We start from the raw sequence: 24508 nt of genomic DNA on the forward strand, positions 1-24508 counted from the left end.
CCCCCTAATCAGATGTGCCAGAAACAGGCAGATTTTCATCGCTATTTGAATGACTCGCCTTATCTGTACTCTCACTGATGGAACCAAGCATTGAGTAGTAGTAAGCAATGTCCGACATGTCTTTGTCTGATAATGCATCGGCCTGTTGCTGCATTAACACAGCCAGTCCAGCGGAGCGTTCTCTCGACTGATAGCTCTTAAGTGAAGTGATGAGATAAGCCATCTTCTGCCCTCTCAAATTGGGATAGGATTCAATACTGGATATACCATTCACACCATGACACGCCATACAGACTTTGGCTTTCTGCTCTCCAAGAGTAAATTTTTCATCCGCACTTGAGAGGCTCGGCGCACCAAAGAGTAATACACACAACACAATGAGCAACAGCTTGTCGCCCATTCTGTTTGCAACCCAATTTTTTCCCATCACACACTTTCTTCCCATGACACAAATCCTTGATAGGTACGTTTTTTGATAGAAACGCTGTGTTGCTGAAGCTACTACGAAGAAATCTGCTTCAATCTATTTACCGACATCCTCTGGTTTCAGCGCAAAAAGCAACCCGACATTAGCATGAAGACGTAACCGCTTAATCCGTCTTACAAGCCTGTTGTACGCACCAAAACACGCGGATGGACAAAAAGTAACTGTGACTAAAACCATAGGAGGGGGAGTGAGGTTTAGCAAATGAACTGCGAATTTCGGCTAAGATGCTCATCATGACGCAAAAATCCCAGCTTATTTTTCAACTTAACATGCCATTTTGCCGCTAAGTAAGGTATAACGATGCGATGAAAATACCTAAACGAATACAGCCCTTGGTTGACGACGGTCTCGTCGACGAGGTGACAAGCCAACTTATGAGTGGCAAAGAAGCGTCCGTGTACATTGTACGCTGTGGCGAAACCATCCGTTGTGCGAAAGTGTACAAGGAAGCAAGTCAGCGCAGCTTTAAAAAAGCGTCTGCTTATCGTGAAGGCCGTAAGGTGCGTAATAGCCGTCGCGCGCGCGCGATGGAAAAAGGATCTGGCTTTGGTCGTGAACAGCAAGAGAAAGTTTGGCAAAATGCGGAAGTCGATGCGTTATACAAATTAGCCGAAGCTGGTGTTCGAGTCCCTTCTCCCTATGGTTGCTTTGATGGGGTTCTACTGATGGAGCTGATCACCGATGATGAAGGCTATGTTGCCCCTCGACTCAACGACGTGACCATGTCCGCCGAGCAAGCCGTTGAGGATCACGATGTAATGATGGGTTATATCGTCAAAATGCTTTGTGTTGGGCTTATTCATGGTGATTTGTCTGAATTTAATGTGTTAGTGGATGAATATGGTCCGGTTATTATCGACTTACCACAAGCAGTCGACGCCTCTGCTAACAACAATGCTGAATGGATGTTAACGCGTGATGTCAACAATATCCGTGATTATTACAGCCAATTCGCACCAGAATTGTCCAAGACAGAGTATGCCAAAGAAATGTGGGCGCTGTACGAAAAAGGCGAACTTACACCGGAAATTGAACTCACCGTAGAAGTGCAAGAGAATACCGTTGAAGCGGATTTGGCAGCCATCATGCAAGAAATCGACGCCGCACGTAACGAAGAACGCTTCCGTCAAGAACGATTGAAAGAAGCAAAAGACGGCGTTGATGAAAGTAAATTTAACTGGAGTGAGAATTAACATCCACAATATAGCGATGTTATCCAATCTAGTCTGAACTCATATAAATAATGGTAGGCGCTGCCACGTCTACCATTATTGAAATACCGCTACACTAACTCACTACACCATCCTCACTATTTTTTCTCATCAAACGTAATAGAGTATTCCCCTAGACCTTCATATTGAATCAATGTCGGCTGGTCAAAATCCACTTCAACAACCCCGCAATACGATCCAGTAATAATCGCCTCACCTGCTGCAAACTCCATCCCGCGACGCGTCATGGTATTGATCAACCAGTAGATAGGGTTTTGCGGTAACGAGTTAGGGTGCTTGCCAGAAAAGACTTGAACCAGATCTTCTTGAGTTATCGAGATGCCCACCTTCGCCGCCAAAAATGCTTTATCTCGTTCAATTTCTGGGCCGATAAACAAACCTTGGTTGACTAAACAATCCGCTAATACTTCATAAAATTCAGCGCCACTGTCCTCTGCAAAGCGAGCTTGAATCAACTCTAAAGCCATATGGCAAGAACCAATCGCATCATTAATTTGCGCTTCAGAGTACCCTGCAGGGTTAGCAGGTAATGACTTAGCTAAAACAAAGGCAATTTCGGGCTCGACCCGTGCCTGGCTATTATCAGCAAAAAGTTCGCACCGTTCGCCTCGCTGTATACTATTGGCAAAAATTGGCGCTACTATAAATTTGTCTTCAGATAACGGAAGTAAACACTTCCACCCGCCCACTTTATCGCTATGCCGCGCAATCATTGCAGACTGAATTTCCAGAGCCTCTTCAAGCGTGTTTGGACGCAACAACTCACTCATTCGTGGTGCTTTCATGCCAGCAACTCGGTGACTTAACAACTCACGAGCGGCCTGATTACTATTACTGTTCATTGTGTACTACCTAAGATCAATTTTTTTGATTGTATCCAAATCTCAACACAATGAATATAAGGTAAATCATAGATATATCTATGTGTTAATAGGAAATTATCATTGGGCGAGATAGCCATTATGAACAGCAGAAGCAGGACATTTAATGACGAAAAATAAGGTAAAAAAAAACCGCGCTTAATAGCGCGGAAACTTGGGCAGTTTACAGGGTAAACGTTTTACTATCTGGACGGCTTCTATCGTGAAGCTCTTTATTGTTGAGCTTTTAGTTTCAAGCGCATTGCATGCAGTACAGGCTCTGTGTACCCACTTGGCTGCCCACAACCTTCAAACACCAACTGACACGCCGCGGAAAAAGCAATGCTCTCTTTATAGTCCGGAGCCATATTTTGATAACTTGGATCATCGGCATTTTGTTCATCGACCACTGCCGCCATACGTTGCATGGTTTCCATTACTTGCGCTTTTCCACAAATGCCATGGCGTAACCAGTTAGCAATATGCTGGCTAGAAATTCTCAGTGTTGCACGGTCTTCCATCAAACCAACATTGTTAATATCCGGTACCTTTGAACACCCCACGCCTTGGTCAATCCAACGCACTACATAGCCAAGAATCCCCTGCGTATTGTTGTCCAATTCATTCTGAATATCTTTTGCTGTTAACTTTTGCTTACCTAACAGTGGAATAGTCAAAATATCATCGACGTTTGCTCGAACACGTTCACGGAGCTCTTTCTGACGACTCGGTACACTTACTTTATGATAGTGAAGGGCGTGTAACGTCGCTGCTGTAGGCGATGGCACCCACGCCGTATTGGCTCCTGCTTGCGGATGACCAATTTTCGCATCCATCATTTTTGCCATGTTATCTGGCTCAGGCCACATGCCCTTACCAATCTGAGCTTTGCCTTGCAACCCACACGCTAAGCCTAAATCCACGTTTTGATCTTCATAGGCTCCGATCCATGTCATTGACTTCAGTTGCACCTTCGGCGCAAATGGACCTAGCTTCCATACTGGTATGAATCTCATCGCCTGTACGATCTAAAAAGCCAGTGTTGATAAAGACCACACGCTCTTTTGCTGCTCGAATACACTCTTTAAGGTTGACTGAAGTTCGACGCTCTTCGTCCATAATGCCCACTTTAATGGTATTACGTTCAAGACCTAGAGCCTCTTCAATGCGACCAAATAATTCATTGGTAAAGGCCACTTCTTCAGGACCATGCATCTTAGGTTTTACAATATTAATACTGTTCGCCGTCGAATTTTGATACGCGCTGTTGCCTCTAAGATCGTGCATCGCGATAAGCGACGTAATCATGCCATCCATAATACCCTCAGGCACTTCATTCCCATCAGCATCAATGATCGCAGGGTTAGTCATTAGATGGCCAACATTACGGATAAACAGCATACTGCGACCTTTTAGCGAAATTTCTCCGCCCGTCACACTGGTATAATGACGGTCCGCATTAAGTCGTCGCACCATGGTTTTACCGTTTTTCTCAAGCGACTCTTGCAAATCACCCTTCATTAAACCGAGCCAGTTTTGGTACGCGAGCGCTTTATCTTCACCATCGACGGCAGCAACGGAATCTTCACAGTCCATAATCGTGGTTAACGCCGCTTCCACAACCACATCCTTAATTCCCGCCGCGTCCACACTGCCAATTGGGGCGCTTGGATCAATCTGAATTTCAATATGCAGGTTATTATGCTTAAGAAGAATGCAAGAAGGCGCGGTTGCCTCACCTTGGTATCCGATAAATTGGGTGCCGTCCATTAACGTCACTTCCTCACCGTTCCCCAGCGTCGCCGTTAAAGTATTACCAATGCTCACGTCTGAAATACTGTATTGCGTGACATCTTTATGTGAAACGCCGTTTAGTGGCGCGGCTTCATCCAAAAATTCTCGTGCATAGGCGACAACTTTGGCGCCACGGACTGGGTTAAAGCTACCGCCTTTTTCAGCGCCATCTTCTTCGCTGATAACATCCGTACCATAGAGCGCATCATACAAACTTCCCCAGCGGGCGTTGGCTGCATTCAGAGCGAATCGAGCATTCATTATCGGTACAACCAATTGCGGTCCCGCTTGAGTGGCAATTTCAGGCTCTACATTCGCGGTTTCGACTTGGAAGTCTTCGCCTTCCGCAACCAGATAACCAATCTGTTGCAAAAACGCTTTATATTCTGCCGCATCAAGGGCATGCCCTGCACGTTCTTGATGCCACACATCTATCTGATGCTGAAGATCATCACGCTTAATGAGTAACGCCCTATTCTTTGGGGCCAAATCATTAAGAATCGTTTCAAACGACTGCCAAAATTCATCAGCATTAATCCCTGTTCCAGGGATAGCTTGTTCATTTACTAACGCGTAAAGGGAGCTATCAATGCTCAAGCTTCCCTGTTGAATACGATTGCTCATAGGATCTCTCTCGAATTTACCGATTACGTATAAAGAAAACTCTACGTAATGGATGATAATTTAGCTAATTTATGCCACTTATAGTGAACATTCATATAATAAATACCCAATTAAGGGGACTATTCCGTCACACCACTCTCTATTTCATTCGCGACGCTTTTAATCAATCGACGCATCCATTGGTGATCAGGATTACTCTGTAATAAAGGGCTCCATGCCATCTTTACTTCAAATGGTTCGATGGCAAAAGGCGCGGGTTTAATCATGAGTTTGGGGTTATTACGCTGTGATTGCGCTGCTTTGCTCGGAATAGTCAGAATAAGATTTTTCTGTTGTGCAAAAAGCACTGCCGACAGGTAATGGCGAGTAAATACGGTAATATTACGCGTCTTACCGATTCGCATTAATGCTTCGTCGATCCAGCCTAGCTTCTGCGCTTCACTCGGGTTTATACCCACGCCTGTCCCCATTCCGGTTTTGCTCACCCAAATATGCTGCGCCTTTAGATAAGAGAAGATATCGAAGTTTTCTGCAATCGGATTATCTCGGCTAAATAAGCAAGAGAAGCCGTCATGCCACAGGCTCATCTGATGGAATGACTGGGGAATGTCATCGAAACGGTTAATAATTATATCGACGGTGCCCTGCTCAACATCTTGATAGCTCACATCACTGGGCGTCATGATATCAAGGCGTATTTTAGGTGCGATTTCACTTAGACGTTCCAATAAAGGCTGAATAAGTGTCGACTCCGCGTAATCACTAGCCATGATCCTAAAAACTCGCTCACTGTCTTCTGCACTAAATTCAGTAGTGGGTTGCAGTGCTTTCTCAACGTTGGCGAGTACATTTCTAATCACAGGCTGTAGCTTTTGCGCCCGCTCGGTTGGAATCATACCCTCGCTCGTTCTCACCAATAAAGGGTCGTCAAATACATCCCTTAATCGACGTAGTCCATTACTCATTGCTGGTTGAGTGATCCCCAACTGATTCGCTGCTCGGGTTACGTTTCGCTCTCTAAGCAAAGTGTCTAAATACACAAGTAAATTAAGGTCTATACGAGCAATATTCATAAAATAAATACCGAATATAATAACTATAAATTAACAAAATTATCACACAATCGCTTACGCTTTGTCCATGGTTAAGATTTAGCCCAGTAGTAGGTTTGGCCACATATCCAACTGAAACTAAGGAAGAGTTATGTCGCAAATCACACAAGATATCGAAATGATCGAAGTTGCTAAACGCACTGCTGGTGCTCCGTGGGATGCTATTAATCCAGAATCTGCGGCTCGTATGCGTGCTCAAAATAAATTCAAGACAGGTCTAGATGTCGCGCAATATACGGCAGATATTATGCGTGCTGATATGGCGGCTTATGACGCAGATAGCTCTCAGTACACACAATCACTAGGTTGCTGGCATGGTTTCATTGGTCAACAAAAAATGATTTCTATTAAGAAGCATTTTGGTGGCAAAACAGACCGACGCTACCTTTACCTTTCTGGTTGGATGGTGGCGGCACTTCGCTCTGACTTCGGCCCACTACCAGACCAATCTATGCATGAAAAAACCTCGGTTGCTGGTCTTGTTGAAGAGCTCTATACCTTCTTGCGCCAAGCCGACGCCCGTGAGCTCGGTGGTCTATTCCGTGCACTAGACGATGCCCGTGAAGCAGGCGACGTGAGTGCACAAGATGCGATTCAAGACCAAATTGACAACCACGTCACACACGTAGTACCAATCATCGCTGATATCGATGCTGGTTTTGGTAACGCTGAAGCGACTTACCTAATGGCAAAACAAATGATTGAAGCGGGCGCGTGTTGTCTACAAATTGAAAACCAAGTTGCGGATGAAAAGCAATGTGGTCACCAAGACGGTAAAGTAACGGTGCCTCACGCCGATTTCCACGCCAAGCTACGTGCGCTTCGTTATGCTTTCCTTGAACTGGGTATCGACAACGGCATCATTGTTGCGCGTACCGATTCACAAGGTGCTGGCCTTACTAAAGAAATCGCGGTAGTTAAAGAGCCAGGTGACCAAGGTGACGTTTACAACTCTTACTTAGATGTAGAAGAAATCGATGTAGCGGACATGGCAGAAGGCGACGTATGCTTTAACCGCGACGGCAAGCTAGTTCGTCCTAAGCGCCTACCTTCTGGTTTGTACCAATTCCGTCAAGGTACCTGGTGAAGACCGCTGTGTATTTGACTGTATCGAAGCAATTAACGCAGGTGCCGACCTACTGTGGATTGAAACTGAAAAACCACACATTGGTCAAATCAAGGAAATGATGGATGGTGTTCGTGCAGTTCACCCTAACGCGAAACTGGTTTACAACAACTCTCCATCGTTCAACTGGACGCTTAACTTCCGCCAACAAGCGTATGACGCAATGGTTGAAGCGGGCGAAGATGTATCAGCCTACGACCGCTCAAACCTAATGAGCGCAGAGTACGATGAAACCGAACTGTCTACTCGTGCTGATGACCGCATTCGCACCTTCCAAGCAGACTCTTCACGTGAAGCAGGTATCTTCCATCACCTAATCACACTGCCAACGTACCACACAGCGGCGTTGTCTACGGACAATCTGGCTAAAGAGTACTTCGGTGACCAAGGTATGCTTGGTTATGTTGCAGGCGTTCAACGTAAAGAAATCCGTCAGGGCATTGCTTGTGTGAAACACCAAAACATGTCTGGCTCAGATATTGGTGATGACCACAAAGAGTACTTTGCTGGCGAAAATGCACTAAAAGCTGGCGGTGCGCTGAATACTTCTAACCAGTTTAACTAATCACTGATTGAACAAATCACTGAGTTAAACAAATTGAAGTAATGGATAAAAGCGGCTTTCGGGTCGCTTTTTTATCTCTAAGACTTTGTTAAAGTGGTAATTACGGCTTTTACTATTCACATTCATTACGACCATTAACATTCATTATTTGTTGAGAATGCCTATGACTGATACGCCTTTCTATCTTCAAGATACAAAACAATTACTGTCTAGCGATGGTTTTGCCACCAGTGACATTTGGTATCACGGCACGTCATCAGCACTGCTCTCTTCCATCCAAGGTCAAGGGCTGAAACGCTCTGGTGACAAAGCGCTAAATAAAGCGGCTAGAAATACCATGGCAACGATCGGCAATAACTATACGGAATCCGTCGAACCAGGTGTTTTTGACGCAGAGTAAAGAGCTGGCTTATTACTGGGCCAAGCAAACCGTAAGAGAGCGAAGTGCACGATTTGAAGGTTCAGAGCAGCCTATTGTACTTGCGGTGAAGTTGTCAGAAAAACAAAATGCCAATGTGAAACCCGACGTGGGTGCAATGAGTCTATTACTTATGGACAGTGGCGAGCAATTTATGGCGCACTTAGTAAGCCTCTATGAGAAAAATGGCTTCTCTGTCCCTAATATAGATTTAAGAAACGCCGATCGCATGGCATTTCTTAAGCAACTTGGTATGGCTTACATCAACCAAGATATTAGCTTAGCGTGTGTGACAGCACTATCAGACCCAAACGCTGAAGCCATAAAGTAACAGCTTTACCTTATCTCGCGGTATAGGTCTCTATCCTACGTACAAATAACAACCCACGCTCACAGAGTCATCTCGACACCGACTCTATGGACGTGGGTTCTGTCTTACTGCAAGCTCCTGTATCTCATACGTAGACTTTGAATGCGCACTATTGAGTTACCCCCCACACTTCAATTTCTTGGAAGTTATTCCAACGAACTAATCCAGTATTAACGGAATCATTATTGCCATTACATGTCAGTCGAATAATTCTCGCTTCATGAGTGCCCAAATCAATATCAACGAACCCCGTATTATCACCGGGAGAGAGATAGCTCAGCAGAGGCGTAAATGTCACGCCATCGCCACTCACCGATATGTCCATCAGATACTGCCGCACATCTCCTTTAGCCTGCGATACTCTGAGAACATTGACCATCGCCAAATTCGTTAACGTAATATCGAACTGTATCCCTAAACCTTTCGCCGTCCATTTAGTCGTAGGATCGCCATCAATCGCCATTTGGGGCGTATGATCCGCTCGCGTCTCTGAAGCGCTCACTTGAGCAATGTCTAAGCGTTGACTTTGTGCTAAGTCACTGCCTAAAAAGCTCAAATAACGACTAGGGAATGGATTGTCATTATCTGGCGACAGCGTCGGGAAAATATAATCAATTCCAGCATCTGATAACCCAAACCAACGACATAGCGTCGCCGCATATTGCTCCGATGCCGTAGTTGGAATAAATTTATTGCCCACAGCATCAGGGCCATCTTTAACAAACGTCGGGTATCGCCCGTAAGCCTTGCCGCCTTTAACACTACCGCCAACCACAAGCTGATTACTACCCCAACCATGATCGGTGCCTTGATTACTGTTGTTCTCGATAGTTCTACCAAAATCGGACATCGTAAATGTGGTCACGCTGTCCTCCAAACCATCGGCTTGCAATGAGGCATAAAAGGCAGACAGTGCATCATCAATCGTGGCGAGTAAGCCATCATGCTTACCGCGTTGATTACTATGATTATCAAAGCCACCCATTGAAATAAAATACACTTGTCTAGATTGGTTCAACCCTTGACTCGCCTGAATCAACCTTTTCACCATCTTAAATTGCCCCCTAAATAGCCAGCAGGGATCGTCGGGTCTTCAGGGTGCTGCTCAAGCATATCTCCGAGCGTGGTTTGAAAATCTAAAATATCTTGAAAACGCTGCAAATACGCCCGACCAAACGCCGAGGCATTATTATCTGCTAGCAATTTACCAATATTGTTGTTCACTGAATTTACCGCCAAGGATGACATGGCACGAATACCCGAAGCACTAACACGTAAGTCTTGTATACCCTGCCCATTCATCAGTTCATTGCCTGAAAAAGACATATTGGGTGAAATGGTCTCAGCGCCAGAGGCGAGAATGTCCATCATCATACCCGCCCACCCATAAGGGTGATATTGTCGTGTGCCCCACCCTCTTTGCCACGCCAATTGTTGCTTATTATGCGCCCCTAAGTTGGGTGAACGTGCCACATTACTGTAATTGGCTTTGGTGGTTGGTTCTAATAACGTCCCCACATTGACAATGCTAGTCGCCACCTTCTCTTCGAATAAAGCCGCAATTTTAGGCATCGAACCATTAAGAACCAGATTATTTTGCTGGTCATCGAGTAGTTTACCCACCGTTGCCTTCTCATGGTCCCACAGCTGTATTGCAGGTCGAGCATTACGATAATTGTCTACATTCTCGCCTGAATCCGGAATTAACATATTAAAAGAATCGTTACCACCGAACAGAAACAAGCAGACCAGCGCTTTATAATCTCCCTCCGTGTTCGCCAAAGCACTTGAAGGCAGTGACAACGTCAACGGAATTGATGTTGCAGCAGAGCCATATACGGCATTTTTTAAAAAATTACGTCTTGATAATTTCATAGCCACTTACTCCTGAATCATAAAGTTAGGGGAAATAAAAGCAAAATAGAGCATGGCGGATATCGCATAGGGCTTATTGCTACTGCTTTTGGCATTCCATAACGCTTCAAGTCTCGGAGCAATATCTAGCGGCATTTCTCCACCATAAAAACGGTCAGAAAACAAACGACTCAGTGCCTCAAAATCCCCCGCGGCAGCAACAAAATCAGATACATCCGGATATATCTCATTAGTACTGTTTGAATTCGTTTTGTATCCGTTATCCGCCACCAGCTTCCATGCAATGTTGCTCATTTTAATCGTTTGATTCCAGTCCATAATGGCCAGCTCCGGTGAAGTTAAACCCAGCCCCTCTAGCTCTCCTGCTGGCATATAGTCGGGAGAATAAAAATTAAATACCGACGGTGAACCGAGTGGATACTGCCCAAACGTTTCTTGATATAACATGGCATTTCGAACGGTAGCGCCCCCACCTCCCGGTCGGCTATCGAGTGCTCGATAAAGAAAACTCATCGCCAAGATCGGCTCACGAACCTTAGCTTGTTGGTTCATCCCCTCGCTTAACAGTGAATCATCAAGTAGAACCGCTTTAATGACTTCAGATAAATCCCCCTGAGTCTGACGAAATACCGTGGCCACTCGCTGGACATAACTAGGTTCTGGATTGGAGGTAACAAAACGCTTGATCAAAAGCGTGGCAATATGAGGCGCAGTACTGGGGTGATCGACTAATACCTGTAGCACATGCTGCAATTCTTCTTCAGCACCAACACCCGGTGGAAATGTGACCCCGAGCACCTGCTTTTCGTCTATATCATGGTAGGCATCATTCGCTACCATTGGCTCCGACATACTGCTATTAGACATAAACCAACCAGTGAAAATTCTCGCCATACTTTCTACGTCATCGTCCTCATAATTCGCTTCTGGTTCACCGAATTCATTAAGATATACCGAACCATCATCATTAAGCCGATTCAATCCAACGGTAAAAAGCTGCATCACTTCGCGAGCATAGTTTTGGTCCGGGTTAACGCCAGTTTGACTCTTTGGTAAGTTACCCACCATTGTCAGGTATGTCCCCATCACAGGCGAACGGGTCACATGATAAAGCAGCGTTTTATAGTCACTAAATGCATGGGCCGTTAGAAGATCATAGTAGTTTGCAAGCTCCAACGGATAAGCGGCCAATTGTGCATCGCGATCCCCCACAACTAAGATTTGGCTCAACGCAAACGACATCCGCTGCCTCAATTGCGCGAGATCCCAAAGCGCCATGTCAAACCAGCCACATACTCTCATTTCCGGCGTGACTGTACTGGCACCCCGCTCTTGCTGTTGAGCTTGGGCTCTTGATACGTGAGTGGTATAAGGTTCTAACATTTGTTTTTCTATCCAATCATGTCGATCATTCGTTAATAAAAACTCACTCACTTCACCTTTTCTTATTCCCATTGTTGAACAATCTAAAAATCGAAATGCCTGCTTATATGACAAACCATCCATAGTTTATTTCCTCACAAGTTTTAGTTACATCGATGACGCACTTATAATCGTAGTATTTCACCCTCTCTAAAACCATTAACAGATAAAAATAAAATCAAATAATAACAATAAGTTAAAAAATAAAACAAACCAATTCAGCAAGTTAATAAACATTAATGTCAGATAAGAAACATAATATTACTTCGATATAAAAATAGAATAATCACTTTATTAATAATTAATTCAACATATCTAACTAAATATTATACATATATTTAAAAGTCATTTTATTGACGAGAGAGCCATTATTATGACACCTACTAACATAGCAATATAAATACGCTAAATAATACAATACATAGCGGTAATTATTCCCCCCCAATACCATCAATGTATCAATCTCAACAAGAGATACGCGTTTAGTCGTACCCTAGGCTTGTATTGCTATCCATTTCGATGTACAAATTTACTAAGGAATATTACTTTGGTGCATGTCCATGGTTACATTAGAGCAACAGCTTTCTCGGTTAGATCTCAATTTGTTAGTTTCGCTGAGTGTGTTACTTAAAGAAAAAAACGTTACCCGAGCCGCGCAGACCTTATACCTATCCCAACCCGCAATGAGCCGCACATTAAGTCGCCTACGAGACTTATTTGATGATCCTCTTTTTTATCGGGAATCGAATGGCCTAGTACCCACACAAAAGGCATTGGAGTTGGAAGCACCACTCGCAGAATTATTGCGTGCCACGCAATCACTCGTTGCAAAATCAGCCTTCGCACCAGAAAAATGTGAGCAAACTTTTGTTGTCTCTATCCCCCCATTGATGAGTAGCTTTCTCTCCGCACCTCTGACTACTGCGCTGATTAAACAGGCACCACGCGCAAGTCTGGTTGAATTCCCTATTACAGCAAATCCAGTACAGCAATTAGCGTCACGCGATGTCGACTTCTCAATACATATTGACGCACCCGCCGATAGCATAGAGTTCCCATACCAAAAGATAGGAACGACTTACCCTGTTTTTTATGTCGCAAAAAACCACCCGCTTGCTCGAGCAGAGTCCGTCGCACTTGAGGATTGTCTAAGCTATCGATTTGTCGACATGAGCTTAGACATTCGTTCCGCTATCGGCATAAGTAACCCCGTTGATGTTCACCTTGCTAAAAAAGGTATTGCTCGTGACATTGTCTTTAAAAGCGCACAATTGTTTACCCTGGTTGAACTCATGCAGCATACTGACACCGTGATGGTCGCTTCTCACAGACTTACGGATTTAAGCCACATTGGCGATCACCTTGTTCCCGTCTTATCGCTTAATAATGAGCCCGAGCTCGCCGTTGACCTTTACCTCATAGAACACAAAAGAACCGCAACAAGTGCGGCTCATCAATGGCTAAAACAATTAATTATCTCTACTACTCAAGACGCAGTGCTTCCCTCAACAAATGATGAGGCATAGCTTACTAGTCAACATCAACTTCGCAGCAGAGCTTAGGTGGCAAGTATCGAGCCGCCTAACGTTAATTTAGCGCGACATAGTGTTTATCAATCATACAGTTACGTAAAACCGTCTTATACGAAGCCTCCGCTTGTTCTTGATTAGCCTTATTCTCTTGGCGAGCTGACAGCCTGCCGCCCACAACACCAATGGCCGCTCCAGTTTTTGCCGCATCTGTGCCACTGTTACCACTGACCGACCCAACGACCGCACCAGCTGCAGCCCCTTTCGCCGCGCCTCTAGCACCTGATCCTCTTGTTTGTGTCGTGGGTTGCGTGCTTGCTTGGGACGCAATAGACACGCATTCATTAAGTTCGGCTTGAGCCACATCCTGAGTCACATTGTCATAGTCAAAAGCTAAGTTGCTGTGGGGATCCACTAACGCGCCTCCATTTGAATAGGATGCCGTAGACCAAGCCATCATTGCCGTGACGAAAAGGGATTGATATCGCAAGTTGTACCACCTCATTAGTTACATTCTGGGCACTCAATAACTCATTGAGTTAAGCCCTACCGATGAGGAAAACATACGTTAATGCGGCACGGGCTGCGAATCGTATTAATGCATAGCACTTATGCGTGTAGGTTATATCGAAGCTATGCCGCTCGGGCCACATTATGTGTCGTGTAACTGTTCGTGAGCCACTTTAACTTTATGATTATTAGAGGATATACACTAAGAACATGACTGATATCCGTGGATATCATTTCAAATCATACTCATTGGCCGTTAATGTCACGACTAGATGACGAACAGCGTACTTATTAAGCGCGATAAGTGATTAGGATTCACACGTAAAGTTTACGTCAACGGACTTGCTGGATTCATCGGACTCATTAGTAAAAAGCGCCCTTTTACTTCAAGTAAAGCCAAACACTGAGAGAACTACTATGAACATTGCCAATATCGCTACGTTAAGCCTAATCGCAAGTGCCTTTATCACAAGCTCGGTTGTTGCTGCCGACACAACGCAGACACACGACACGCAAACCATCAAGATCACTGAACAAAACTTTACCCATGCAGAAACCGCGCGTAACTATCGTAACTGGGCAAGCAAAGGCGCGACTCACGAATTTGTCAAAATGCAAGGGCTGCCTCCACGCGGTAAAGCTGCGCCTACGGTGCAAATGAATGATGACACGTTATACGGCGTAGCCATTGTCAAAGCCATCGATGGCTTTGTGACGTTCTCTATTCCTAAAACGAACAACTACATGGCGGTTCAAGTCGTCACAGAGCGAGGACATGGACAGCACTATGTCGTGGAAGATGGGCACTACAGTGTGAGTGTGGAATCTGAATATGCATTCGTGCTGTACCGTTCGGGAACAGAAAACGGCATCTCACAAGCAAAAGCGGAACTCGATAAAATTGATACTTCCGACTTTAACTTTGCAACAGACTATCAAGTCCAGCCTTATAATTATGATGATGTCGAAGCCTGGGTCAAAAAGTACACTCAGGAAGTGAACAACCTGAAAAACTTCACTTACACGTTCCCAAGAACCAGTGACAAAGTCACCGACCTTCACCAATGGAATCTTGAAAATGCGGCTGGCTGGGGTGGTGCAAGCCCAGAAGCCTTAGTGGGGAACAAATACTCCAACAGCCCAAAACTGAAGGCGAACGTCTGCTACACCACCACATTTGCAGACCCAGAAAACCAATTTTTTACCTCAATCACCGCCTATGATGCAGACAAATATTTAATCGAAGGCGTTCGTCATGTGAGTTCAAATACATGGCAGAAAAACGCTGACGATTCTGTAACGGTTTCTTTCAACTGTGGCGACTCTGCTAAAAATAATATTGATACGAAGGGCAAAGACTTTACCTTTACTTCACGTCACTATGGTGTCACCCCTAAAATCATGGCAGCAAAGCAAGATCCTGTCATTTCAGCGCTTAAAACGTCAGCGCTTACCACTCAATAACCCTTAGCTTACGACTTAGACATTCAACAATAGCGGCTAGTGGCAGAGCTAAATGCTCTGCTCACTATTCACTTATCCTTAATAAAATCAAGCCTTAGTAAAGTAATTAATCGTTCATTGTCGCACCACATCTTTTCATCACAAAATACACACTTACTAACAAAACCTATCCCCCTACAAGGCAATAACCTACCTAAACACCCCCACATACCGCTGCTTTATGAGTACAATAGAACACTACCCTAGCAACGATTGAGGAGAGTCTATGACCGCTAAACACAATGCCAGCCAGTTTGTTTCTATTGTTTCCGTCATCTTAGTGCTTGGTTTAGCCATTTATCTAGGCAACCTTGTAAAGTCGGTTGATACCATCGAAGAAAAGCTCAGCCATCAAGCGCAACAAATTGAAAGGGCTGCGATTGCACCCACGAGTCAAAACACCACAGGTCATGGCACAAAAGGCGCCTATGTGCCCGTTTACTCTCACATTTATACCGATGGTGGTAAAGCGGTCTTACTGGAATCGACGCTCGTAATTCGCAATACCGACCCAGATAACACCATTAACATTCATAGCATTGATTACTACGACACCAGTGGTAAGCGTGTCAGGCAGTTTATTTCCGAAGGATACGAGCTCAACGCGATGTCTAGTGCCGAGTACTTAGTTGAAAAGCGCGAAGTCAGCGGCGGCGCTGGTGCTAACTTCTACATTCAGTGGTCCAACCCAAATAGCGCATCTGCCCCTATTTTCGAAGCGGTCATGATTGGCGCGGGTGAAGGTAACAATATCTCATTCACTAGTCGCGGCGTGAATTAACGACTAGCAATCATCTCGCTCATTCTTATCTCCGCTCTAGGAGCTTAGCGTTCAAATAACCTAACCGTCATTAACCGGTCAGCAGCGCCTAAAAAAGTGTAACGCTGACCGAATGCTTCTTTTTTGCGTTATCGCCCCCACCGCCCCTCTAAACGAATGAACTCAAGATATATTTCACCGTGAGTCACATTCATCTAATTTAGTATGCATGTAATTTGGGAAACGGACTTCTGTCATCCTAATATGATTACAACACACCTAGCACCATAAAATATCGTCTGTTTCATTGCATTGAGCCGTTCTCTACTTCTTAAGGAATACCTATGAGTCGCTATGTTTTTTTAGCTTTGATTGCTTTCACTATCCACGTCCCCGCTAGCACTCTAGTTGTAAACCAATTGGGCTATCAACCTAACACCCATAAAAAAGTTTATGTCCTTGAGCCGACATCCGAGCACATCACTCTCATCTCTATGCCCAGTAATAAGGCGCTGAAAACGTTAACGCTAAAGTACAACAGTAAATTAGCCGACGGGAGAAGTGTCCATGTCGCCGATTTTTCAGCTCTCAATAAGCCTGGTTGGTATTATTTACGGGCGGGTGAAGACACTTCCGTTCCATTCGAAGTCCGCTCAGATGTGTATCACAGCTTAACTCAGGGTCTGGTACACGCTCTTTATTTACAGCGTTCAGGAGAAGCCGTCTACTCACCGATTACCGGTATGGCAAGGCCGCCTAGTCACATGCATGATGGGATCATATTTAGACGTGATGAGATTAACCCACAAGGCACCTATATTAACGCGGCTGGAGGTTGGTATGATGCGGGCGACTTTGGTAAATACATATCCACTGCGACTATCACCATCGCCAGACTGCTAGAAGCGTATCGCCAAGCTCCAGACCTGTTCAGTGCAACTAGCCCTGAGACAATGCCCACCATTCTTCGCGAAGCCCAATATGGATTGCTGTGGATGGAAAAGATGCAACGCTCTGACGGAGCGGTATATCGCAAGCTTTCAGGGCTGGCATGGCTAAGCAAAAATACCACCTTGGTTAGACAATCAAACTCGCTACATTTTTGGCGTCAGCACACCAGACACAGCAAAATACGCCGCCACAATGGCGTTTGCTGCTCGCATTTATCAAAACTATGATGCCAAACTCGCCGCGCGGTGGTTACGCTCTGCACAATCTGCATGGGCGTATTTACAAACTCAGCCTACCCAGTATATCGACTGGCAAAAAGCAGACGATAGTGGCTCTGGTCCCTATATTCGAAATGAACATGACATGGAAGAATCCCTCGCGACCGATATCGACGACAGAATGTGGGCTGCAGCAGAGCTTTACTTAACAACAAACGATACGTCGTTTCTTGACTATTTTGACCACCACTATCACGAGACTATTGGCGCAAACATCGCACTGTTTGACTTTTTTGAATGGAAAAACCCAGCCATTATGGGCATTTGGCATCTGATGCAAGCATTAGATAGCCCGCTCTCACATCTGATGCAAAACGATTTACACGCGCTCGCTGAACGCTACGCGACGCTCGCCACACAGTCGCCATTTTTCGTTGCAAATCAGAATTTTATTTGGGGATCCAATAAAATGGTGGCAGAAGTCGGCATTGTGCTTGCTTGGAGTGACATGATATCAAACAGTACACAACATCGCTGGCTCATCCAATCGCAAATCGATTACCTACTCGGTGCCAATGCCTTCAACATGAGTTTTGTCACGCAGTTTGGGACGCACAGCGTTCGTCACCTTCATCATCTGTATCGGATCGGCACGGGAGTCAGCCTACCCGGCTTTCTAGTAGGCGGACCTAATATCAAAGCGCAAGCTGATATCGCGCCAAAAGACATGGGGATGCTTAGCTATATCGACAGCGAAAAATCGTACGCTGTCAACGAGTTCGCTATCGACTATAATGCTGCGCTAATTGGTTTATTGGCGATTCAATCGACCTATTCAGGCAATAGTGATCATTAGGTTCGTCGCTGTTAACACAGTGTCATCGCTATATAACAGCACCACTACATCGCTAAGCAATCAAAATTTGCTGTAATTGCTGCAATGAATTCACTTCATAGTGAGGCTCAATACCTTGTGGCTTTTCTTGTCCTTGCGTATTTAGCCAGCACGTTTCAATACCAAAATTGAGCCCGCCTAACACGTCTGAATGCGGGTTATCCCCCACCATTAGTACGCGTGTTTTGCATGGATTCCCCATCAGGGTCATGGCGTGAGAGAAAATGCCTTCATCTGGCTTGGCGATGCCCACTTCTTCAGAGATCACCACATGATCGAAGTAATGCGTCATGTCGGTGCGCGCTAATCGAATCGCTTGAAGTTCAGTAAAGCCATTAGTAATGATACCCAGCTTCGCCTTACCCGATAACGCATCCATCAGTTCCCGAGCACCCGGCAGCAAGGTACAAATGTCCGCCATCGCATCTAAAAAGGCGCTATTCAAAACAAGTGGCGTGGTATCAAGCTTCTCTGCCCACCCTTCAAAGCGAATCTGTTTTAGTTGCGCAGCGGTGATTTTTCCATCTTGATAGTCAACCCAAAGCGGCTTATTAACTAACTGATACTCTGCGTAATCATCACGAGTGAAATCCACACCGAGCCTTTCAAACATCAACCTCATGCCAGCAAATGCATCGAAGTTAAAAATGGTTTCATCAGCGTCAAACAAAATCCAATCGTATTTCATCAATCGTGTTCCTTGGGTCATAAGCGGGGGCGATAAGTGCACTGGATTTTGCTACAACAGGAATATTTGTCAATCGGCTATTACAAATATTCCTCCTCTCACTGTCGCCACACATTAACGTTCTGGAGCGTTGTATGACAGAGTTCGATTATTGACGAATCACACGCTACACCACCCTTAGTTTTCTAACGAGACTGACCTACTTTTTCTAATCTTGGCACTTACCAAATACACCTCTGTAGAATTAATGCTTACGTCTCTGCTTCTAAACGGTGCTGCTTAATCGTTTTGTACAACTTATTGAGAAGCTCAATGTCAGAGGGTTCAGCAGCAAGCATCTCATCTAAGAACTTTAAAGAGCTAGCAGGTAATGGCACTAAATTAGGGTGTTTTCGATCCACATCATCGATAGGGAGCAATTGTACAATACTGATATCAAATGACTTAGCGATACGAAACAATTCAATGATGGTGAAATAGCTTTGTTCGTTCTTATCCATCTTCTGATATAGGCTTGTTTTTGGTAGACCAGCGAGTTTCGCCAGTTGGTTTTTAGACAGACTCTGGTGAGCAAGTAAAACCTCAAGCCGTTCAATAAGCTGTTTCCTAAACCACTTTTCACTGTCACCAAAAAACTCAAAACCTCGAGTATCAAATTCATTCATGATTTACACCAATACCATTTCCCAAATACGAACAACATATAGGTTAGCTTACCGCATTTAGGAAATCGAGATGAATATACTTTCTCCCGTTAGCAAATCACTTTCAAATAAATCGAGAGAGGTCATCATGACATTAATTAAACGCAAACTAGCATTAGTACTTGGTACAGCATTGATCACAGGCTCTCTGCAGGCTGCTTCAATAAGTATTGAAAACACTGCACCACTTTCCAATCAATCCATCATTAATATCGACAACTGGCAGCAACAACGCGCCGCTGGCTTAGACAAGCTAGAGAAAATTATGCCCAATGTTATGTCGGTCAATGCCCAAGATGTTTACCCGCTTGAATATCAGGCCACTCACTATGATTTATATGAAATTCCGAGTGTGAAACGTCTGATAGACCATCCGGCGGTTGCTTCTATCGTGGTCACTAAAGGAAACGAAGTGATACTGGAGCACTACAAGAATGGTTATGACCGAGCCTCCGTATTTTCGGCACAGTCTTCAACCAAAACCATCATGTATATGTTACTTAACAAGGCACTAAAAAAGGGGGCTTTGTCAATGGATGACAAAGTGGAACGTTACCTGCCTGATGTAGGGCCGGGTTTTCGAGGCCGCACCATTGGTAACCTAGCTGCAATGGCGGTAAATCATAATGTTGCAGAGCTAGCGGCCTACTTAGGTGACAAGCAAGCCGAAGAGATGTTTGACCGCGATGAACAAGTGATTGGCTTACGTCGAAATGATGATCGCGAAACCACAGCGCAATTTGTAAAAGAGATTGATATTGCGCCAGGTTCAACTTCTAATGAGTGGACTAAAGGCCACGCGAACTACGCGTCCATCAATACCGCAACGCTTGGTTTAATTGTTGAGAAGGCCACTGGCGTTCCATTGCAAACTCAGGTGCGTAATCTGATGCATCGTATTGGTGGCCAGCATACTGTACATATGGGTACCGATTATGCGGGTTACCCTTCAGTGAGCGCATCAATGTTGGCGTCAACGGTGGATTTTGCACGCTATGGCCGCTTGCTCATTGAAGATAAAAAACAGTACGAAAACGATCTTGAAGCAGCCAAGCAGAACGGCGAATTTGTTCCGGCTGAATGGCATTACGTTGATAGCCATTACTACAAATCAGCCATCTTTAATGATTACGGTATCGGCCACGGTGGATGGGCTGGCCAGCTAATCTGGGCTGACCCGCAATCTGACACGGTAGTTGCAATATATAGCCAGATGAATGCCAAACTGCCTAATCCATCGTCTCACCACTATAAGTTAAACAACGCCGTTATCGATGTTGTAAAGCAATTACGTGCAGATCAGGCGCACGGACAAAAATAGAGGACTCCGTTCGCCACTAGTCACCGTTCTCTAGGTCCAAGGAGAGGACCTCGTGTCGAAATCTTGAAGTAAACCGACATCCTATCACCGTTATAGTATGACTGTTCACGCGCCCTAGCCCTACTTGCGATAAAACGACATGATTTATCGCCTAGTAAAAGAACGACTCAATATAAAAGCGCCAAAGGAAGCCTCACAACTTAGAGCAACATAGATAGACGACCGCCGTGCAAGAAATACGTCACTTACCGTCTGGTGTGAAGTAGCCCAACGGCATTAAGAATGGCGTCTTTCGTGCACACATCCACAACCTTGATGTTCTTAAATCGCTCAGGCTCTTGAATGGCGACATCATGCGCCAATATCACCATTCTTGCGTGCTCTACATCTTTCGCTGTTAGCCAATTATTCACCCCATCAATTAAAAGCAATCAAAAGGACATACACCAAAAGTATGGCAATCCGACGAATGAAATGCTAGATGGCATCCCCTTTCGTCTCATCGACTACATTGAGTTAGTAGACTGGACTGCACGTCTATTTCGCGAAGACAAAGCCTGTATGGATGATAATCAACCCGCTATTTTGGCGCGTTTAAATTTCAATCAAAAGAATTGGTTAACGATATGTGCTGCATTAGAAAACACGTTCGACAGCGGTGGGGAGTCTCGTTCATACAACCCAAGCTAAGGCTGCCTTAAAAAGAGAAAGATGCACATCTATCAACTAGAATAAGCCCCTCTTTCACCGCTACTCCTACCCCATAGGCCAGTGATAATTCTGGATACTGTCGTTCGCCCAATTCCTAGCCGTAAGTAACGTCCCTTGAGAAACTAGACAGCTTCACCAAAATATATTGAAGAAAGCTAAAGTATGCAGTTAATTGCCGCTTTGAGTACGGAAGTGCTTTTGATTTCTTTTTAAGTGTGTGTCCTTTTAATCCGTCCTCAAGCTTTAATAGGGTTCAATACTGAATGAGGCTCAGCCCATAAGATACTTAAATAGAACTAACGACCCTACACCACTCGCTACGACCCACACTAAGTTGAATCTAAAGCTCACAAGTGTACACACTATAGCAGCCAGTATCTTTGGGTTTTCTAGGCTAAAATGCATATTTGAACCGCTACCCAAAATCTCAACGGCAATAATTGCAGGCAAGACGGTTACTGGAACGAATCGCAACGTCTTTTTTAGCTTTTCTGGCATTTCAAATGAACCAGCCATGCCTATTACCGAGAATCGAATTAGGTATGTGATTGCTGTCATACCTAATGTAATAAGTAAAAATGTAGACCACTGCATAATTAAGCCCCTTCTACGCCGTGCTGTTGACTTGCTTCAATAGGTTGTGAGGTATTGGCACCAATAGCACTCTGTTCTTTCGCTTCTTTTTCACTCGCGTTGTCCATCATGTAGCCAGCCATTACACCGAGTACTGATGCGACTACTAGGCCCAAAGAGTGAGGCATTCCAGAAAGAAGAACACCTGAAATCGCAGCTACAACAGCAGCAACAATACATTCTCTGCTTTTCACTTGAGGTATAACAATGGCGATAAACGCAGCCACCATGGCAAACTCTAGGCCGTAGTTGGCGATATTCGGGAATGAGCTACCTACGAGCGCACCAAGGAAGTTTGCAATTACCCAGTTCGCCCAAAATCCAAACATTACACCTAAGTAGTAAATGTGTCGATTTGGTTTTTCTTCACGCATTTCCGTAATGCTTGCCGCGTAGACTTCATCCGTTAACCCACAAGCCATCAACATTCTAACTGGTAAAGAGCAATCCTTTGAATATTCTGAAATAGATGCGCTATAAAGGACATGTCGCAGGTTTACAATAAAAGTCGTAAACATAATGACCAAGATACCAGTACCATTTTGCATAAGGCCCAAAGCCACCATTTGGGCAGAGCCCGCAAAAACGGTAAATGACCACAGTGTACTTTGAATGACATCCATGCCCGCTTGAATACTCAAAGCGCCAACAATAAAGGAAAACGGGAATGCTCCGATACATAGAGGGCTTATAGCTTTTAACCCTTTTCTGAAGAGGTAGTTCTTATTCATAGGACCTTACTCAGGTTAATTAATTTTATTGGTTTCCCTGATTCCCCAATCACCGCAATCAGAAAAACGCTATTTGCTTACACGTTTACATTGGAATTTTAATTGTGTGACAATACCTATAAAACACGGCACCAGAACACGCGTAAATCTTCGTTCTTAGAGAGATCTTTTTCAAAACACACTCTGAAACAGTTTAATTACGGTGTGTTGAAAAAAGCATCCTATATTGTCCTATTTATAATCATGCGAATACGATATGGGTAACACTAGGTTATTGTTTCCTTTGTTCTTTCCTCAAAATTGCAGTCAAGGATTAAAATAGAGAATTAAAAGGACACACACCAAAAGTATGAAATTAGTCTGATTTTATTGAATTCGCTAAGCTCACCAACAATTCCATTAAAAGAGAACTGCTAAGTTATTTAAAACCTTCATAGCGGACCTCATTTTGACAACAGCCAGAAAACAGCTTATCTCCGTGGATGCGACGTCGTATTACCACTGCGTATCACGTTGCGTGAGGCGTAGCTTTTTGTGCGGGGAAGACCCGCTCACCAACACTAGCTACGAACATAGAAGAGAGTGGATAGAGCGAAAAATTCACGCTCTAACGCACGTATACAGCATCGATGTTTGCGCCTACGCCATTATGAGTAATCACTATCACTTGGTGCTGCATATCAATAAAGACCGAGCGTTAGCGTTGTCACTGCATGAAGTGGTTGAGCATTGGGGGCGTGAACATAAATTACCCGTACTAATAGAGCGTTGGCAGAATAAGCGACTCACTCACCAAGCAGAAGAAGACAAGTGTATTGAACTGATTGAAATATGGCGAGAAAGGCTGTGGAACTTAAGTTGGTTCATGAAAGAGCTCAATTACGACATAGCGTGTAGGGCGAACAAAGAAGATAACTGCACAGGGCACTTTTGGGAAAGCCGCTTCAAAAGCCAAGCGCTACTAGATGAAAAAGCGCTTGCTGCGGCAATGGCGTATGTCGACTTGAACCCCATTCGAGCAGGTATTGCCAAAACCCCTGAAACGTCCGAGTTTACCTCGATAAAAGCCAGAATCGATGCGCTGGGTAAAAACTTAGCGACAGCCCCATGTTTACACCCTTTTATTGGTAATTCAGCGGATGAAATGCTAGATGGCATCCCCTTTCGTCTCATCGACTACATTGAGTTAGTAGACTGGACTGCTCGTCTATTTCGCGAAGACAAAGCCTGTATGGATGATAATCAACCCGCTATTTTGGCGCGTTTAAATTTCAATCAAAAGAATTGGTTAACGATATGTACTGCATTAGAAAAAACACGTGCGACAGCGGTGGGGAGTCTCGTTCATACAATCCAAGCTAAGGCTGCCTTAAAAAAGAAAAAGATGCACATCTATCAACTAGAATAAGCCCCACTTTCACCGCTACTCCTACCCCATAGGCCAGTGATAATTCTGGATACTGTCGTTT

At 44.6% G+C, this 24508-nt stretch carries 21 protein-coding genes and 3 pseudogenes; 11 read left to right on the top strand and 13 right to left on the bottom strand.

Annotated features, from left to right (window positions below):
* Window positions 1-4: 4 nt before the first annotated feature.
* The gene (locus AC0L66_RS17515) at window positions 5-445 is read right to left on the bottom strand and encodes a c-type cytochrome (protein ID WP_313897276.1); all 441 of its coding nucleotides are present in this window, start codon (window positions 443-445) and stop codon (window positions 5-7) included.
* A gap of 347 nt (window positions 446-792) precedes the next feature.
* Between AC0L66_RS17515 and AC0L66_RS17520 the strand changes: the two genes are divergently transcribed.
* The gene (locus AC0L66_RS17520; RefSeq protein ID WP_473570121.1) at window positions 793-1680 is read left to right on the top strand and encodes a PA4780 family RIO1-like protein kinase; all 888 of its coding nucleotides are present in this window, start codon (window positions 793-795) and stop codon (window positions 1678-1680) included.
* A 116-nt stretch (window positions 1681-1796) separates the two neighbouring features.
* On the opposite strand, the gene AC0L66_RS17525 is transcribed toward AC0L66_RS17520, so the two are convergent.
* The 3 genes and pseudogenes from AC0L66_RS17525 to AC0L66_RS17535 all read right to left on the bottom strand — a co-directional run bounded on the left by AC0L66_RS17525 (window position 1797) and on the right by AC0L66_RS17535 (window position 6070).
* Window positions 1797-2561, bottom strand: a complete 765-nt coding sequence (locus tag AC0L66_RS17525) for a hydratase (protein WP_473570123.1) — start codon at window positions 2559-2561, stop codon at window positions 1797-1799.
* Window positions 2562-2812: 251 nt separating this feature from the next.
* Window positions 2813-4997, bottom strand: a pseudogene (locus AC0L66_RS17530) (malate synthase G).
* Window positions 4998-5116: 119 nt separating this feature from the next.
* Window positions 5117-6070, bottom strand: a complete 954-nt coding sequence (locus AC0L66_RS17535; protein ID WP_265675350.1) for a LysR family transcriptional regulator — start codon at window positions 6068-6070, stop codon at window positions 5117-5119.
* A 130-nt stretch (window positions 6071-6200) separates the two neighbouring features.
* Between AC0L66_RS17535 and AC0L66_RS17540 the strand changes: the two are divergent.
* Window positions 6201-7800 (top strand): annotated as a pseudogene (locus tag AC0L66_RS17540) (isocitrate lyase).
* Between the two features lie 163 nt (window positions 7801-7963).
* Window positions 7964-8549, top strand: a pseudogene (locus AC0L66_RS17545) (hypothetical protein).
* Window positions 8550-8697: 148 nt separating this feature from the next.
* On the opposite strand, the gene AC0L66_RS17550 reads toward AC0L66_RS17545, so the two are convergent.
* The 3 genes from AC0L66_RS17550 to AC0L66_RS17560 are packed head-to-tail and all read right to left on the bottom strand — an operon-like array spanning window position 8698 to window position 11969.
* Window positions 8698-9627 carry a DUF1501 domain-containing protein gene (locus tag AC0L66_RS17550; RefSeq protein ID WP_473570125.1) on the bottom strand — a complete coding sequence of 310 codons (930 nt, stop codon included), beginning with the start codon at window positions 9625-9627 and terminating at the stop codon, window positions 8698-8700.
* Window positions 9628-9632: 5 nt separating this feature from the next.
* Window positions 9633-10463 (bottom strand): DUF1501 domain-containing protein, encoded by an 831-nt coding sequence (locus AC0L66_RS17555; RefSeq protein ID WP_473570127.1) that lies wholly within the window; start codon window positions 10461-10463, stop codon window positions 9633-9635.
* A gap of 6 nt (window positions 10464-10469) precedes the next feature.
* The gene (locus AC0L66_RS17560; RefSeq protein ID WP_473570129.1) at window positions 10470-11969 is read right to left on the bottom strand and encodes a DUF1800 domain-containing protein; all 1500 of its coding nucleotides are present in this window, start codon (window positions 11967-11969) and stop codon (window positions 10470-10472) included.
* Window positions 11970-12445: 476 nt separating this feature from the next.
* On the opposite strand from AC0L66_RS17560, the gene AC0L66_RS17565 reads away from it, so the two are divergent.
* Window positions 12446-13411, top strand: coding sequence for a LysR family transcriptional regulator (locus tag AC0L66_RS17565; RefSeq protein ID WP_473570903.1), 966 nt, complete (start codon window positions 12446-12448; stop codon window positions 13409-13411).
* Between the two features lie 61 nt (window positions 13412-13472).
* Here the strand turns inward: AC0L66_RS17565 and AC0L66_RS17570 are convergent, their stop codons facing one another.
* A complete protein-coding gene (locus AC0L66_RS17570; protein WP_265675356.1) occupies window positions 13473-13904 on the bottom strand; it encodes a hypothetical protein in 432 nt (143 codons plus the stop codon).
* 437 nt (window positions 13905-14341) lie between these two features.
* Here AC0L66_RS17570 and AC0L66_RS17575 point away from each other — a divergent pair, with 437 nt between their 5' ends.
* The 4 genes from AC0L66_RS17575 to AC0L66_RS17590 all read left to right on the top strand — a co-directional run bounded on the left by AC0L66_RS17575 (window position 14342) and on the right by AC0L66_RS17590 (window position 18212).
* Window positions 14342-15388, top strand: a complete 1047-nt coding sequence (locus AC0L66_RS17575; protein WP_473570130.1) for a hypothetical protein — start codon at window positions 14342-14344, stop codon at window positions 15386-15388.
* Between the two features lie 265 nt (window positions 15389-15653).
* Window positions 15654-16208 carry a DUF3124 domain-containing protein gene (locus AC0L66_RS17580; RefSeq protein WP_473570132.1) on the top strand — a complete coding sequence of 185 codons (555 nt, stop codon included), beginning with the start codon at window positions 15654-15656 and terminating at the stop codon, window positions 16206-16208.
* 323 nt (window positions 16209-16531) lie between these two features.
* On the top strand, window positions 16532-17365 hold the full coding sequence (locus AC0L66_RS17585) for a glycoside hydrolase family 9 protein (RefSeq protein ID WP_473570133.1): 834 nt from the start codon (window positions 16532-16534) through the stop codon (window positions 17363-17365).
* The gene (locus AC0L66_RS17590) at window positions 17331-18212 is read left to right on the top strand and encodes a glycoside hydrolase family 9 protein (protein WP_473570134.1); all 882 of its coding nucleotides are present in this window, start codon (window positions 17331-17333) and stop codon (window positions 18210-18212) included. The genes AC0L66_RS17585 and AC0L66_RS17590 overlap by 35 nt, the downstream gene beginning before the upstream one ends.
* A 52-nt stretch (window positions 18213-18264) precedes the next feature.
* Here the strand turns inward: AC0L66_RS17590 and yjjG are convergent, their stop codons facing one another.
* On the bottom strand, window positions 18265-18939 hold the full coding sequence (gene yjjG, locus AC0L66_RS17595; protein ID WP_265675360.1) for a pyrimidine 5'-nucleotidase: 675 nt from the start codon (window positions 18937-18939) through the stop codon (window positions 18265-18267).
* Window positions 18940-19190: 251 nt separating this feature from the next.
* Complete coding sequence (locus AC0L66_RS17600; protein ID WP_265675361.1) at window positions 19191-19604, bottom strand: helix-turn-helix domain-containing protein; 414 nt, start codon at window positions 19602-19604, stop codon at window positions 19191-19193.
* 70 nt (window positions 19605-19674) lie between these two features.
* Here AC0L66_RS17600 and AC0L66_RS17605 point away from each other — a divergent pair, with 70 nt between their 5' ends.
* Window positions 19675-20964: a serine hydrolase domain-containing protein gene (locus AC0L66_RS17605; RefSeq protein ID WP_473570135.1), complete on the top strand. Its 1290-nt coding sequence runs from the start codon at window positions 19675-19677 to the stop codon at window positions 20962-20964.
* Window positions 20965-21209: 245 nt separating this feature from the next.
* On the opposite strand, the gene AC0L66_RS17610 is transcribed toward AC0L66_RS17605, so the two are convergent.
* Window positions 21210-21395 carry a hypothetical protein gene (locus AC0L66_RS17610; RefSeq protein ID WP_473570938.1) on the bottom strand — a complete coding sequence of 62 codons (186 nt, stop codon included), beginning with the start codon at window positions 21393-21395 and terminating at the stop codon, window positions 21210-21212.
* A gap of 43 nt (window positions 21396-21438) precedes the next feature.
* On the opposite strand from AC0L66_RS17610, the gene AC0L66_RS17615 reads away from it, so the two are divergent.
* The gene (locus AC0L66_RS17615; RefSeq protein WP_473570137.1) at window positions 21439-21654 is read left to right on the top strand and encodes a hypothetical protein; all 216 of its coding nucleotides are present in this window, start codon (window positions 21439-21441) and stop codon (window positions 21652-21654) included.
* A gap of 291 nt (window positions 21655-21945) precedes the next feature.
* On the opposite strand, the gene AC0L66_RS17620 is transcribed toward AC0L66_RS17615, so the two are convergent.
* Together AC0L66_RS17620 and AC0L66_RS17625 are read right to left on the bottom strand one after the other, a co-directional pair.
* Window positions 21946-22269, bottom strand: a complete 324-nt coding sequence (locus AC0L66_RS17620; RefSeq protein WP_473570139.1) for an AzlD domain-containing protein — start codon at window positions 22267-22269, stop codon at window positions 21946-21948.
* 2 nt (window positions 22270-22271) lie between these two features.
* Window positions 22272-23039, bottom strand: coding sequence for an AzlC family ABC transporter permease (locus tag AC0L66_RS17625; RefSeq protein WP_473570141.1), 768 nt, complete (start codon window positions 23037-23039; stop codon window positions 22272-22274).
* A 448-nt stretch (window positions 23040-23487) separates the two neighbouring features.
* On the opposite strand from AC0L66_RS17625, the gene AC0L66_RS17630 reads away from it, so the two are divergent.
* A complete protein-coding gene (locus AC0L66_RS17630; RefSeq protein WP_473570143.1) occupies window positions 23488-24447 on the top strand; it encodes a transposase in 960 nt (319 codons plus the stop codon).
* The last annotated feature ends 61 nt before the right edge of the window (window positions 24448-24508 follow it).

It is taken from the genome of Vibrio sp. GJ43-1 (assembly GCF_055808835.1).

What these genes read in the sequence shown, in the direction of transcription:
- AC0L66_RS17520 (WP_473570121.1), top strand. Translation starts at nt 793, where the DNA reads ATGAAAATACCTAAACGAATACAGCCCTTGGTTGACGACGGTCTCGTC.
- AC0L66_RS17535 (WP_265675350.1), bottom strand. Translation starts at nt 6,070, where the DNA reads ATGAATATTGCTCGTATAGACCTTAATTTACTTGTGTATTTAGACACT.
- AC0L66_RS17600 (WP_265675361.1), bottom strand. Translation starts at nt 19,604, where the DNA reads ATGAATGAATTTGATACTCGAGGTTTTGAGTTTTTTGGTGACAGTGAA.
- AC0L66_RS17580 (WP_473570132.1), top strand. Translation starts at nt 15,654, where the DNA reads ATGACCGCTAAACACAATGCCAGCCAGTTTGTTTCTATTGTTTCCGTC.
- AC0L66_RS17605 (WP_473570135.1), top strand. Translation starts at nt 19,675, where the DNA reads ATGAATATACTTTCTCCCGTTAGCAAATCACTTTCAAATAAATCGAGA.
- AC0L66_RS17590 (WP_473570134.1), top strand. Translation starts at nt 17,331, where the DNA reads ATGGCGTTTGCTGCTCGCATTTATCAAAACTATGATGCCAAACTCGCC.
- AC0L66_RS17525 (WP_473570123.1), bottom strand. Translation starts at nt 2,561, where the DNA reads ATGAACAGTAATAGTAATCAGGCCGCTCGTGAGTTGTTAAGTCACCGA.
- AC0L66_RS17585 (WP_473570133.1), top strand. Translation starts at nt 16,532, where the DNA reads ATGAGTCGCTATGTTTTTTTAGCTTTGATTGCTTTCACTATCCACGTC.
- AC0L66_RS17620 (WP_473570139.1), bottom strand. Translation starts at nt 22,269, where the DNA reads ATGCAGTGGTCTACATTTTTACTTATTACATTAGGTATGACAGCAATC.
- yjjG (WP_265675360.1), bottom strand. Translation starts at nt 18,939, where the DNA reads ATGAAATACGATTGGATTTTGTTTGACGCTGATGAAACCATTTTTAAC.
- AC0L66_RS17575 (WP_473570130.1), top strand. Translation starts at nt 14,342, where the DNA reads ATGAACATTGCCAATATCGCTACGTTAAGCCTAATCGCAAGTGCCTTT.
- AC0L66_RS17615 (WP_473570137.1), top strand. Translation starts at nt 21,439, where the DNA reads ATGCTAGATGGCATCCCCTTTCGTCTCATCGACTACATTGAGTTAGTA.
- AC0L66_RS17555 (WP_473570127.1), bottom strand. Translation starts at nt 10,463, where the DNA reads ATGAAATTATCAAGACGTAATTTTTTAAAAAATGCCGTATATGGCTCT.
- AC0L66_RS17625 (WP_473570141.1), bottom strand. Translation starts at nt 23,039, where the DNA reads ATGAATAAGAACTACCTCTTCAGAAAAGGGTTAAAAGCTATAAGCCCT.
- AC0L66_RS17560 (WP_473570129.1), bottom strand. Translation starts at nt 11,969, where the DNA reads ATGGATGGTTTGTCATATAAGCAGGCATTTCGATTTTTAGATTGTTCA.
- AC0L66_RS17565 (WP_473570903.1), top strand. Translation starts at nt 12,446, where the DNA reads ATGGTTACATTAGAGCAACAGCTTTCTCGGTTAGATCTCAATTTGTTA.
- AC0L66_RS17515 (WP_313897276.1), bottom strand. Translation starts at nt 445, where the DNA reads ATGGGAAGAAAGTGTGTGATGGGAAAAAATTGGGTTGCAAACAGAATG.